This is a genomic window from Affinirhizobium lemnae, from assembly GCF_022968395.1.
Lineage (GTDB): Bacteria > Pseudomonadota > Alphaproteobacteria > Rhizobiales > Rhizobiaceae > Neorhizobium > Neorhizobium lemnae.
In genome coordinates this window covers 95,308-108,286 of the sequence record NZ_JALJQZ010000003.1, presented here as the reverse complement: position 1 = coordinate 108,286, position 12,979 = coordinate 95,308, and the positions used below count along the sequence as shown (strand labels likewise).

At 58.5% G+C, this 12,979-nt stretch carries 12 protein-coding genes; 2 read left to right on the top strand and 10 right to left on the bottom strand.

All coding sequences use genetic code 11. The features are described from left to right. Positions 1 to 16 precede the first annotated feature (16 nt). From MUU53_RS03025 to coaD, 6 genes are all read right to left on the bottom strand, one after another. Positions 17 to 301, bottom strand: a complete 285-nt coding sequence (locus tag MUU53_RS03025; RefSeq protein ID WP_247259538.1) for a hypothetical protein — start codon at positions 299 to 301, stop codon at positions 17 to 19. Between the two features lie 1,495 nt (positions 302 to 1,796). Further along, positions 1,797 to 2,918 (bottom strand): tRNA guanosine(34) transglycosylase Tgt, encoded by a 1,122-nt coding sequence (gene tgt, locus MUU53_RS03020; RefSeq protein WP_165135925.1) that lies wholly within the window; start codon positions 2,916 to 2,918, stop codon positions 1,797 to 1,799. Beyond that, the gene (gene queA, locus MUU53_RS03015) at positions 2,915 to 4,003 is read right to left on the bottom strand and encodes a tRNA preQ1(34) S-adenosylmethionine ribosyltransferase-isomerase QueA (protein ID WP_247259537.1); all 1,089 of its coding nucleotides are present in this window, start codon (positions 4,001 to 4,003) and stop codon (positions 2,915 to 2,917) included. The genes tgt and queA overlap by 4 nt, the downstream gene beginning before the upstream one ends. 122 nt (positions 4,004 to 4,125) lie before the next feature. Next, complete coding sequence (locus MUU53_RS03010) at positions 4,126 to 4,641, bottom strand: peptidylprolyl isomerase (protein ID WP_062554448.1); 516 nt, start codon at positions 4,639 to 4,641, stop codon at positions 4,126 to 4,128. Between the two features lie 33 nt (positions 4,642 to 4,674). Then, entirely contained in the window at positions 4,675 to 5,241 is a 567-nt protein-coding gene (locus MUU53_RS03005; RefSeq protein WP_247259536.1) for a peptidylprolyl isomerase, read from the bottom strand. A gap of 25 nt (positions 5,242 to 5,266) precedes the next feature. Further along, positions 5,267 to 5,761 (bottom strand): pantetheine-phosphate adenylyltransferase, encoded by a 495-nt coding sequence (gene coaD / locus MUU53_RS03000; protein ID WP_247259535.1) that lies wholly within the window; start codon positions 5,759 to 5,761, stop codon positions 5,267 to 5,269. A gap of 423 nt (positions 5,762 to 6,184) precedes the next feature. Here coaD and MUU53_RS02995 point away from each other — a divergent pair, with 423 nt between their 5' ends. Both MUU53_RS02995 and MUU53_RS23165 read left to right on the top strand, forming a co-directional pair. After that, positions 6,185 to 6,340, top strand: coding sequence for a hypothetical protein (locus tag MUU53_RS02995; RefSeq protein WP_244484722.1), 156 nt, complete (start codon positions 6,185 to 6,187; stop codon positions 6,338 to 6,340). A gap of 33 nt (positions 6,341 to 6,373) precedes the next feature. Further along, complete coding sequence (locus tag MUU53_RS23165) at positions 6,374 to 6,508, top strand: hypothetical protein (protein ID WP_280139178.1); 135 nt, start codon at positions 6,374 to 6,376, stop codon at positions 6,506 to 6,508. A 66-nt stretch (positions 6,509 to 6,574) separates the two neighbouring features. On the opposite strand, the gene MUU53_RS02990 is transcribed toward MUU53_RS23165, so the two are convergent. The 4 genes from MUU53_RS02990 to MUU53_RS02975 form a co-directional block, all read right to left on the bottom strand. Then, positions 6,575 to 7,981, bottom strand: coding sequence for a YncE family protein (locus MUU53_RS02990; RefSeq protein WP_247259534.1), 1,407 nt, complete (start codon positions 7,979 to 7,981; stop codon positions 6,575 to 6,577). 84 nt (positions 7,982 to 8,065) lie between these two features. Beyond that, complete coding sequence (locus MUU53_RS02985) at positions 8,066 to 8,842, bottom strand: 2,3-dihydro-2,3-dihydroxybenzoate dehydrogenase (RefSeq protein ID WP_247259533.1); 777 nt, start codon at positions 8,840 to 8,842, stop codon at positions 8,066 to 8,068. Continuing rightward, a complete protein-coding gene (locus MUU53_RS02980; protein ID WP_247259532.1) occupies positions 8,842 to 12,744 on the bottom strand; it encodes an amino acid adenylation domain-containing protein in 3,903 nt (1,300 codons plus the stop codon). The genes MUU53_RS02985 and MUU53_RS02980 overlap by 1 nt, the downstream gene beginning before the upstream one ends. Then, on the bottom strand, positions 12,741 to 12,977 hold the full coding sequence (locus MUU53_RS02975; RefSeq protein ID WP_247259531.1) for a phosphopantetheine-binding protein: 237 nt from the start codon (positions 12,975 to 12,977) through the stop codon (positions 12,741 to 12,743). The genes MUU53_RS02980 and MUU53_RS02975 overlap by 4 nt, the downstream gene beginning before the upstream one ends. Positions 12,978 to 12,979 lie beyond the last annotated feature (2 nt).

Genomic DNA, 12,979 nt, shown 5'->3' with positions numbered 1-12,979 from the left:
TCGCTCGTCGATCTTATCAATCGCGTCTATCCGGCAGCGGCTGGTCAATGACGCATGCGAGTTTCGGCGCCGAAAGATGCGTAATTGCGAAAGGCTCAAGATCAAGCTGGGCAGTTGCAAGCGTTGCAGCGCCTTGATCAATAGTCTTCGCTGGTATTCGCGCCGCACTTCGCCCTGAAAGCAGCAGTTTGAGCACTGCAAATGCAAAGCCCGGCGGCACGATCAGCCATAGCGCCTTGATGATATCCGGCGAGGCTCGGAAGGTGGCCAGCAGGTCGGCAGCGAGATTGTAATTGTCCATGGCTTTGACGCCTCCCGGTCTACGCGTCTTCAAGGCGCGGAACACGGGCAGCCGGTGAACGACCAAAAGCCCGCCCACCGACACGCCGCATCGTGTAACACGCAGTGTTTGAAACGGAGGAGAAGGCGCGCCAAAGGCCAAGTTGCTTGGAAGCCTCTGGCGGCCGGGGAGTTCGAAAAATCGCCGAAAAACGACCGCCCTGACCTTTAGGTGCAAGCACCTTGGACATGCGTCAGGGCCTCCCCAGCCATAGAAGGTGGAGAGCTTATAAGCCAAGCTCAATCACTCAGCCACCAACCAGTGACTGAGAGGGCATCTCGTATCGCGGATGCCAGCCGTTCTCGGAGGGGTTTTCGACGCCCCGGAACCGGCCCGTTACTTCCGGTTCCGCAGTCAGTCTATGCCGCCGAGGTTGCATCTGCAATTGCAAGATGTGGGGGATTTATTCCGTGGTTGCGCATGCAATCAGGTGGTTGAGAGATGGAGGCAGGTTCAATCCCATGGTACACGGCCCGAATGGCTTGGCTTTTAGATAAGGCCCCTCCCCAACCCTCCCCACAAGGGGGAGGGAGCAGGTTGAGTACGCCGCATCCATCGTAAATTACGAAAAGAAAACAGGGGTTTGCCAAGGACGCGAGCGGACTCCCTCCCCCTTGTGGGGAGGGCGCAGGTTGAGTACGCCGCAGCCATCGTAAATTACGAAAAGAAAACAGGGGTTTGCCAAGGACGCGAGCAGACTCCCTCCCACAAGAGGGAGGGCGCAGGTTGAGTACGCCGCAGCCATGGTAATTTACGAAAAGAAGACAGGGGTTTGCCAGGAATGCAGGTGGACTCCCTCCCCCTTGTGGGGAGGGTTGGGGAGGGGATCTTTTCATGCGTCGAGCACTCAGGTCCGATCCGACCCACCTACGTTCGAAAAAATCGTCGCCCTTCGCCAATATTTTTTCGCCCCTCACTCCGCCACCCTATTCCACTCATGTTTCACTGCTCCCGTTCCGCAACGGTTACACCAGCAGGCGTGCTGGCGATGCGGGACCGGCGCGGGTGTGAAGGGCAAGACGCAAAACCTTCACCTCCGGGTTCGCGGAAAATGGTCTCCCTCTGGCGACACGGGGGAAATGGCAGGCGACGGATTCCAGCCTGTTGTTTCATCTCCGAACTGGCGCGTCAGGCGTGCCTGTGTGGCACACATGGGGAATGGTGTCGGGAAGGTCTGTCGGGTCAAGTCCGCCGGATCACCGGGAGCCGATAGGTTTCAACAAACCTTTCCGGCAGCCATTCTAGGCAGAGAGACCGAAGTCGCGGGCATAAACCGCTGAACGGGGCGCTGAGAGGTGTCACCTATACTACTTCTACGAGGCAGCTTTCAGTGCCCCGACCGCATACCCCGTACCCCTGACACGGATACGGCCCGCACTGACCCTCATGCCACGGGCAGGTTCTGCCGCGTGAGCGCGAAGTCGCGTCTGCTCTTTGACAATCGGTCTCAGTCTTCTCAATCGTCGCCGCGCGCCCAAGCTTCCTGCGTTTCCGCCATGAAATCCTCGAAGCGCCCTTCTGCAATCGACTTGCGAATCCCCTGCATCAGCTCCTGATAATAGGAAAGATTGTTCCAAGAGAGCAGCATGCCGCCGAGCGCTTCATTGGAGCGCACCAGGTGGTGCAGATAGGCGCGGGAATAATCGCGCGTCGCCGGGCAGCTGGATTGTTCGTCAAGCGGACGCATGTCCTCGGCGTGCTTGGCGTTGCGGATGTTGACCTTGCCCTTGCGGGTGAAGGCCAGACCGTGGCGACCGGACCGGGTCGGCATGACGCAGTCGAACATATCGATACCGCGTGCCACCGATTTGATGATGTCGTCCGGCGTACCGACGCCCATCAAGTACCGCGGCTTCTCGGTCGGCAGGACCGGCAGCGTGATGTTCAGCATGTCGAGCATGACATCCTGCGGCTCGCCCACCGCAAGACCGCCCACCGCATAGCCTTTCAGGTCGAGCTGTTTCAAACCTTCCGCAGAGCGAATGCGCAAGTTTGGCTGATCGCCGCCCTGCACGATGCCAAACATAGCCTTGCCCGGCTGGTTGCCGAAGGCCACCCGGCAGCGTTCTGCCCAGCGCAAGGACAACTCCATGGCGCGTTCGATTTCCTTCGGCTCAGCCGGAAGCGCCACACATTCATCAAGCTGCATCTGGATATCGGAATCCAGCAGGCCCTGTATCTCGATGGAGCGTTCCGGCGACATATGATGCAGCGAGCCATCGATATGGCTCTTGAAGGTCACGCCCTGCTCATCCAGCTTGCGCAGGCCGGAAAGCGACATGACCTGGAAGCCGCCGGAATCGGTGAGGATCGGTTCCGGCCAGCGGATCAGTTCGTGCAGGCCACCAAGGCGCGCCACCCGCTCCGCGCCGGGGCGAAGCATCAGGTGATAGGTGTTGCCGAGAATGATATCGGCACCGGCGTCCCGCACCTGATCCAGATACATGGCCTTGACCGTGCCAACCGTACCGACAGGCATGAAGGCGGGCGTACGGATGGTGCCGCGCGGCATGGTAATTTCGCCAAGCCGCGCCTTGCCGTCAGTGGCCTTGAGGTTGAACGTGAAGTTCTCGGTCATCGTGAATCGTTCCGGAAAAGCAGGCTGGAATCGCCATAGGAATAGAAGCGATAGCCTGTGGAAATCGCATGATCGTAAGCCGCGCGCATCGTCTCGTAACCGGCAAAAGCGGAAACGAGCATGAACAGCGTCGAGCGCGGCAGGTGGAAATTGGTCATCAGCGCATCGATGATCTTGAAGCGGTAACCGGGTGTGATGAAGATATCCGTCGCGCCGCTCCAGGCCTTCAGGCTGCCATCGTCAGCTGCGGCACTTTCCAGAAGACGCAGCGATGTCGTGCCAACGGAGACGATCCGCCCGCCCCTCGCCCGCACGGCGTTCAGAGCATCGGCTGTCGTTTGCGAAACATAGCCGATTTCGGAATGCATCTTGTGTTCGGTCGTATCATCCGCCTTGACCGGCAGAAATGTTCCCGCGCCCACATGCAGCGTCACGAAATGCCGCTCGATCCCCGCCGCATCGAGGGCTTCAAAGAGATCCGGCGTGAAATGCAGTCCGGCGGTCGGGGCAGCAACAGCGCCCTCTTCCCGCGCATAGATGGTCTGGTAATCCTTGCTGTCCTGCGCATCTTCCGGTCGCTTGGCGGCAATGTAAGGCGGCAGCGGAATATGCCCGACAGCCATGATTGCCTCATCCAGCGCCGGACCGGACAGATCGAAGCGAAGCGTCACTTCGCCACCGTCGCCCTTGTCTTCCAGCGTCGCGTCCAGGCTGCCAAGAGCGCAGGTTTCCGCCGAATGGCCGAAGTGAATGCGGTCGCCGATCTTCAGGCGCTTGCCCGGCTTGGCGAAAGCCTTCCAGACATCCGGCTCGGTGCGCATGTGAAGCGTCGCAGAAACGGCGATATCGGGCGCGCCTTCACGGGTTCGAACACCTTCCAACTGGGCGGGAATGACTTTGGTATCGTTGAAGACCAGCGCATCTCCCGCTCTCAGAAAGCGCGGCAGATCGCGCACGATCTGGTCCGACAACACGGTTTCACCCTGCGGCTGAACCAGCAGCAACCGCGCGCTATCCCGCGGATTGGCGGGTCGCAGTGCAATGTTTTCCTCTGGCAGATCGAAATCGAATAGATCGACGCGCATGTGCAAAAGCCGTTCGTTGGATCGGGGATGCTCAAAATCAGGCACGCTGATAAAGGCATCATCCCAAAAAGAAAAGCGCCCCGGCCACACCGGAGCGCTTCAATTCGCTCACGATGGAGAGATCAGGCAGCGATATCCGCAGCAACCTTCATCGAAACGATGGAGTCCGGATCGGAAACAGGCTCGCCCTTCTTGATCTGGTCGATGAAGTCCATGCCTTCAATGACCTGACCCCAGACGGAGTACTGCTTGTTCAGCCATGGAGCATCGGTGAAGCAGATGAAGAACTGCGAGTTGGCCGAATTCGGGCTCTGCGAACGGGCCATGGAGCAGGTGCCGCGAACATGCGGAACAGCCGAGAATTCGGCCTTCAGGTCCGGCTTGTCGGAGCCGCCCATACCGGCACGAGCCGGGTTGAAGCTCTCGCCGCCCTTCTTGCCGAACTTCACGTCGCCGGTCTGGGCCATGAAGTCTGCGATGACGCGATGGAAGACAACGCCGTCATAGGCGCCTTCACGGGCCAGTTCCTTGATGCGGGCAACGTGGCCCGGTGCGAGATCCGGCATCAGAGCAATGACAACCTTGCCCTTTGTCGTTTCCATGATGATGGTGTTTTCCGGATCCTTGATCTCGGCCATAGTCACTCTCCTTCTATGCGGAATGTCCGCCCTTTACTTGCCGACGGTGACCTTGATCATCCGGTCGGGATCTGAAACTTCGCCGTTGCCGCCTGCGCCGCGCTTGATCTTGTCGACATTTTCCATGCCGGAAACGACCTTGCCGATTACGGTGTACTGACCGTTGAGGAATGAGCCCGGTGCGAACATAATGAAGAACTGCGAGTTTGCGGAATTCGGATCCTGCGAACGCGCCATGCCCACAGTGCCGCGCTCGAACGGCACCTTGGAAAATTCGGCAGGAATATTCGGCAGATCGGAGCCGCCCATTCCGGCGCGGCGGGCGTCAAAGCCCTTCGTCAGATTGCCGAACTTCACGTCGCCGGTCTGCGCCATGAAACCGTCGATTACGCGGTGAAAGGCAACATCGTTATACTTGCCTTCCGCGGCCAGCTTCTTGACCTGCGCCACATGCTTCGGCGCAATTTCCGGCATCAACTGAACGACCACTGGACCATTCTTCAACTGGATCGTCAGGAAATCGTCGGTAGCCGCAAAGGCCTGCGATGCAACTGAAGCCGCGGCCAGTACGCCAGCGAATGCGAGAGAAAGAAGCTTCATCGTGAACTCCGTTTGAAAAAGATCGTCAGCTTGCGAACCGGGATGACAAAGCGCCAGCGACGCAAGCCGGTACGAACGAGCTTACATCACCGCCCATTTTCGCGATCTGACGAACCAATGTGGCCGTTATGGGTCTGGAAGCAACGCTGGCTGGCAGAAACACGGTCTGGATATCCGGCGCCATTTCGGCATTCATCCCGGCCATCTGCATTTCATAGTCGAAATCGGTGCCATCGCGTAATCCACGGATCAGCAGGCGGGCATTGTGCGCCCTCGCCGCATTGATCACGAGACCATCGAAAGAGATCACGTCGAGCGAATCTGTACGGCCCGGCAACGCTTCCGTCAAAGAGGTCCGGATCATTGCGGCACGCTCTTCGAAGCTGAACAAAGGTACCTTGCCGGGATGGACGCCGATGCCGACGATAACGCGCTCGGCAACGTTCAACGCCTGAACAAGCACATCCAGATGGCCGTTTGTCATGGGATCGAAGGATCCGGGATAGAAAGCGCTCGTCAAGCATACCTCCAGCGTCGCGTTCGCCTTGTGTCATGGACTGCCACGAATCGCAAGACAGCGCACCCCGCAGCGGTTGAACGCCAGATGAATGCGGTGTTCAAACCCGTTTCAGACGCACTCTGATTAAGTGGGATCATCCAAGGCAGAGGCAAGGACGCCCTGACTGGAGATGGGGAAAACGATGTTGATCTTGCTGATGGCTGTCGCAGTTCTTGCTTCATTTGCTGTGGAACTTGCAATCGAGGCGATCCGCGAGAACTGGAACGAGATGGAATCCTGAACGCCAGATGAACGGCGCTTTCAGGGTCGCTTCAGAGCCCGTCGTTTAACCATTCTTTCATACTGGTGCGGAACCGGTTCGCGTTTAGCGCGTTCTGGTCATGAAAAAGGAATTCGGAGATGTTCGCCAAGAAGAAAACGGCAATGCCGGACACCATTACGATGATCAATCTCGTATGGACCGCCGTTATCGCAGTCATGATGACCGCTACTGTGACACTCTACCAAGACCGAAATGAAACTCAGGCTGTGAAGTACACGCAGCTGACCAGTCAACACTACGGACAGCCCTATTACTGAGAATAGGGCTCCTTGATCAGAAGGGAGATGCCTATGTACGTTACCATGATTGCACTTGCTGGATTGATCAGCACCATGTTCGTAGCGACAGTGGCATCCACCATCAGCGAGTTGCGCCGAGAGCAAGCCAATCTCCGAGCCTTCGCAAAGCGCCACAGCGCCTTCTGATCAACGATGATTCTGAGATATTTCGAGAGGCTCCGGCACGATAAGCGCCGGAGCCTTTTGTGTATCTTATTTCGCAGTGATCAGCGTGACGCGGTCGCCATTCGGATCGTCCGGGTTCATCGACTTGTTGACCGCGTAAACGCCGCCCTTACCATCCGCCACCACGTGGTTTGCAAAGGGTGCGATCGGAAGGTTGGCGACGATCTTTCCGTTTGCATCAACGACAGTCACCGTACCCGCATCGCGGCTGCTCACATAAGCATGCTTCTTGACCGGTTCGAAAGTGACGTTGAGCGAACCGGCGCCCACTGCAACATTGTGAAGCGTCTCGCCCGTCTTGCCATCGAGAATCAGCAGGTTGTCGCTGCCCTGCCCGGCTACGAAAATGCGGTCATCAGCTGCATCGTAGGCAATGCCGATCGTCGAGAGACCGCCCTTGACCGGCAGAACCTTGTCCACCTTGCCAGCGACCGAATCGATGATTGCTACCTCATTTGTCGAGAGGCTGATGACGAACACCTTGCCGCTGATCGGATCGAAATCGATGCTCGCGGGGGAGAATTTCTCGCCGCGAACCTTGGACTCGATCTTCACCGATGGCAGCTTTTCCAGCGTGTTGGTATCAAACACAGCCACCTCCGGCTCTCCGACCTGGCTGACATAGGCCTTGCCATCCTTCTCGTCGATTTTCACATCGCGCGCATGCTGGGCAAGCCCTGGCTCGAACTGCTTGACCAGCGAAAGGTCTGACTGCTTGTAGACCGCAACCGTATTCTGACGGGTATTAGTCACCCAGACCGTACCCTTTGCATCGTCCACACCCAGACCGTAAACTGCGTGTACACCGCCGTCTTTTGCGTCGGCAGGCTTTCCGCGAGCAACGACTTTCAGCGTCTCAGGATCCAGCTTGAGGATCTCCGATGTCTTGACGGGTGGGCGACCGACCGCGGACGTAACAAAGACCGCATTGCTCTTTTCACTGACGCCGATCTGATAGAGGCCGGGCGAAAGTTTCTCGGACGAAAGCGTGAACTTGTCCTCACCGGACAGCGGGACCTTCGGCGAGATCTTCAGCTTTGTGATGTCTGCAAAATAGGGCGAATCGGTCGTCACGATCAGCGGATAAGTTCCGACGGCTGCATTTTCCGGCAGCTTGAATTTGCCCTCGAACTTGCCTTCCTGGTCGGCAGTGAAACCGTTTTCGCTCAGCGCAACCGCACCTTTCAGCAACTGGACCTTTTGACCCGGCTTGAAGTTCTGCCCCTGCACAGACACTTCTCCGCCCGAGAACAATGGCTGGCCGCGTGTTGCGGAACCAAGCCGGACCTGACCCTTGTAGTCTTTCTCCGGCTGTTCAAAGGCGACCTGCGCGAAGGCGCTGGTCATGCCGAGCAACATGGCGCCCGTGAGGATTGCCACCCGTGCCACACCGGTGCGCAGGATGATTTGGCTTGATCTCGAAAGTTTCGTCATTGGTTTTATCCTGTGATGACTGTGATGGATCGAAGGAAATGCGGCATGGGTTGAACCCTGCCCGACAGCTTGAGATGCCTGCGATCAGGCCCGCATCGTCGCGCCACCATCGACATAAAGATCCGTCATGGTGATGTGGCTGGCCTGATCGGACAGAAGAAAGAGGACCGAATGCGCGACATCTTCGGGTGTCGCGAGTTTTTGCAGCGGAATGCCGGTCTTGAACTGCTCCGGCAATCCCGCAATCACGCGCTCTGCGCCACGCTCGTCTGCCCACATGCCCGTTTGCATCGGCGTGAGGGTGGAACCGGGCGCAACGATGTTGCAGCGGATGCCGTGCGGCGCGAGTTCGAGGCCAAGGCATCGGGTAAACATCGTGGCCGCCGCCTTCGAGGCTGCATAGGCAGCCATTGCCTGCCTTGGAATTCCGGCGGCATTGGAGCTGACGGTGACCATTGCTCCGCGTTTGCGAGGCAGCATGACACGCGCAAGAGCGCGCGAGACATGAAAAACGCCATCCGTGTTGACCGCAAAAATGTTCCGCCAGGATGCATCATCCGTGTCTACCACCTTGGTCGTGGACAGAATTCCGGCGACGTTGATCCCGAGATCGATCGGCCCAAGCTGATCTTCGATTTCATTGACCAGCGCACCAACGGCCGCACTGTCTCGAACGTCGAGTTCAAGCAGCGTGACGTCGCTCGTATGTTCTGGTCCGATTTCAAGCGGATGATTGGCATTGTGATCGGTGGCGACGACATGAGCGCCCGCTTCTACGAGCAGTTTCACGACTGCAGCTCCGATGCCGCCAGCTGCGCCGGTGACAAGAGCGCGTTTTCCCTGAATGCCTGTCAACTGCATCAGGCGGTTCCTTTCTTTTCAAGCAATGTGAGTCTGGACAGGATTTCAGGCGCGATGGTCTGAACAGCGCCGGCCGAGGTCATCTGCGGATGAAGGCATGCGACATCGACTGTCTCGACTTCCGCGCAATAGGCAGCCCAGAGCGCCGGATTCAGGTTCATGTCCTTGTGATCCAGCGCAGCGCGGAAATGCGTGAGCGTGCCATCGAAACGTTTGTGGTAGTGCCCACGGACCAGCCGGTTCGTATCGAGGACCGACCGGATAACGCCGCCCAGGGCAGCGTCCGGCAGTCCGCCTAGCGAGCTGCCGTCCTGTTTCAAGAACGCGATGATCGCGTCCTTCGTGACGAGTTCCGGGTGTTCAAGCGGATCGTGACCGGCAATGGCCAGCAGTGCTCGCAGCGCCGCCGTCTCATCAGGCTCCGGCTCCGCGCGCCAGCAATCGCAAGGATAACTGTCGAGAAGCGCAACGAGACCGACAGCGAGACCCTGCTCATGAAGCTCAACGGCAACCGCCTGCGCAAGAATGCCACCAACGGACCAGCCAGCGATGTGATAGATGCCGGTATAGGTCCGCCGGATCAGTTCCGCATAGGATGCGGCAAGCGATGTCAGGTCTTCCGGCGACACCGCTTCTTTTGAAAGCGTCGGAGACTGGATGCCGTAGACCGGTCGGCGACCGAGTTGCTGGGCCAGATGACGGTAACCCCAGGCAATGCCACCTGCCGGATGAATGAGAAAGACGGGCGCCAGGGTCTCGTCGCCCCGCACAAGACGGATGATCGGACCAAGTCCTTCGTCGCTTCCTGCCTTCTCCAGCACCTTTGCGAGATCGCAAATGGCCGGATGCTCGAAGATTGCGCCGAGGCCCGGATCAGTGCCCGTTTCGGTGCGAATGCGAAGGCATAGCTGAACCGCAGACAGACTATCACCGCCCAGTGAGAAGAAATCGCTTTCCGCCGTCGGTTCGTCATCCAGCTCAAGGATCTCCTTGAACAGGATAGCTAGAAGCTGCTCCAGCGGTGACGAAGCACGCCGACCCGCTGCAATATCGATGACTGGTGCAGGCAGAGCGCGGCGGTCGAGCTTTCCGTTGGACGTGACCGGCAAAGCATCCAGCCTAACGAAACCGGCAGGCATCATGTAATCCGGTACTTTCGAAGAAATGCTCTCGCGCAGGGTCTCAATGGCAAGTAGTGGATCTGCAACGACATAGGCCACGATGCGCTTGTCACCCGGTCGATCCTCCCGCGCGACCACGACGGCCTCGCGCACCAGACCAGAGGTCATGATAGCCGCCTCGATCTCTCCAAGCTCGATCCGCAGGCCGCGGATTTTGACTTGATGATCCGACCGGCCAAGATAGACGACGGCGCCATCGGCACGAAGCTTTGCCATGTCACCGGTCTTGTAAATGCGCCGCCCTTCTGTGAAGGGGTCCGGTAGAAAGCGGTCTGATGTCAGATCGTCTCGCCCGAGATAGCCCCGCGCCAATTGCACGCCACCGAGATACAGATGACCCGCCACACCGGGCGGCAATGGCTGAAGATGATCATCCAGGACGTAGAGTCTGGTATTCCAGACTGGCCAGCCAATAGGCAGTGGCGAAGAGGTATCGGACGCCGAGGCCTCCCAATAGCTGACATCGACAGCCGCTTCCGTCGGTCCGTAAAGATTATGCAGTTCGCCCTTGATCAGTCTGTGGAAGCGGTCACGCTGCTCTGCGGTCAGTTCCTCGCCGCTACAAAAGACGCGTGAGACCTCCAAGCCTTCCACTGAGGGCTCGGCCATGAAAGCGGACAGCATGGACGGCACGAAATGCAGAGTCGTGATGTTTTCGTTGCGGATGATGCGCGCGATGGCCAGCGGATCACGATGCGCTTCCGGCGGTCCTACCACCAATGTCGCGCTGCACAGTGCGGGCAAAAAGAACTCCCAGACCGAAACATCGAAGGTCACGGGCGTCTTCTGCAGGATGCGATCTGCTGGGCCGAAACGATAATGCTGACGCATCCACTCGAGTCGATTGACGATGGCTCGGTGTTCGATCATCACGCCCTTTGGCTCGCCCGTGGAGCCAGACGTGTAGATAACGTAGGCGAGATTGTCGGTAGTAGCGACCGGCCAGTCCGTGCGCTGCGCATTCCATCGCCAGCGACTTGGCGGCAGAAGCGCGTGGTCGAAAAGATCGGCAGAATTCTCCTCTCCAAGAATGACCACCGGCTGCGCCGACGAAAGGATGCGCGACAGGCGGTCCTTGGGATGGCTGACATCCAGCGGCAGGTAAGCCGCGCCGGACCGGAGGATTGCAAACAGGGCGATGATCAGCTCAAGGGAGCGCGGAAGCGCCACGGCGACGAGGCGGTCCGGTCCAGCCCCTTTCTCGACAAGTTGGGATGCGAGCGCGAGGCTACGGCGATCCAGTTCCGCATAGGTCAGCGTCTGGCCTTCGAAGATGACGGCAGGCGCATCGGGATGCGTTCTCATCGTCCTTTCGATCAACTCGACCAGCGTGACATCTTCGACCGAATGCAGGGTGGCGTTCACCTCGAACAGATATCGTTGGCGTTCATCAGGACTGGCGAGTACGACATCGGCCAGACGCTCCGCCTTCAAAGCATTTTCGAGATAGGCAATCAGCCTTGCCGAATGGTCCTTGGTGTCCTGATCGCTGTAAAGGGCCGGATTGCTATCCACTTCCATCATCAGGCTGGTTTTGGCATCACCCCGGAACGTGAAGGTGATGTCATCCACTGCCCCGGCGCCCAGGATGTGAAGGCTGACATCGAGGCCATCGAACTTCGGCGGCATGTCGAATGGCTGCACGTTGATCAATGGACCGAACAGCCGACGCTGCCCACCAATTAAGCCCAGATCGCGGCGCAATTGTTCGCTGCGATAACGACCGTGACGGCGGCAGGCCATGAGCCGTTTTGCGTGGACGACAGCTGCCTCATCGAGCGGCATATGATCCGTGTTTTCGAACCTTACCGGTAGCACATTCATCAAGGTGCAGGGAACACGCGCCGCCTTGCTTCCAAGCCGGCCCATATGCGGCACACCCGTAACGAGCTCAGCAGCCGACGCAAAACGACGGCAATAGGATGCGACCAATGTGGTAAGAAGATCCGGCCACGTGACCTTTGCACGTTCGGCCCGCGCTACGAGAGCGCTGAATAGGTCTTGGGATAAATGCCTTGTCTCCCGCCGGAACGAATGTTCGCTCACGGCGCGGCCACTGGCCAGGCTCACCACCTCGGGCAGGTTAGCCAGTTCATTCCGCCAGAATTCGGCATCGCGTCGCCGCCTGTCGTCAAAAAGATAAGCGGCTCCATCGTCCATTGCCTGAGTGAAAGGCGCAAACGGTGTGCCCGTTCCGGTACCTGACTTCAGGCCCGAGTAGATTTCGCCAACACGGTTGGTCACGAGAACGATCCCGTATCCATCGATCGCCAGATGGTGGATCCGTTCGTACCAATAGTGTCTGTCTTCGCTGAGCCTGAAGAGGGTGAAACGAGAAACCGGGCCTTGGCCAAGGTCGACCGGCCTTGCAGTATCCGCCTGCATGAGCGCAACCGCCACAGAGGCGGGGTTAGCCTCCGAACGGAGGTCCACGATCTCAAGGAGAGGACGTGTGCCCGCATCAAGGCGCTGGGATGGGCCGAAAACACCACTGTGGAATGTCAGCGAAAGGCAATCGGCTTCCTCCACCATCTGCGCAAAGGCTTGGCGAAAAAGATCGATATCGAGCTCACCCGCCAATTCGACATATTGGCTGGCGTTGAGGATCGGATTGGACGGATCGATCTGCTGAACATACCACAAGCCCGACTGCGCTTCCGTCAGCAAGTGCTCGCCGGATGGCATGGCGGACCCGATAGGTTTGGCCGAAAGGCTGCTCATGCGTTTGCCTGCTTCGCCTCGATTGCCCGCCACCAGCCGTTCAGTGTGAACTCCTCGGCAAACTCACCAAAATCGAGGTCAACGCCCGCTTCCTGCCAGGTGAGGATGAGGTTCATCAGCCGCATCGAATCAAGACCGAGATCCATGAGGTTGTCGTCAAACCCGATCTCGGACGGATCTTCGTGAATGATCGCTGCCACATCGGCGCGCATCTTTTCGAGAGTGATGGTCATCG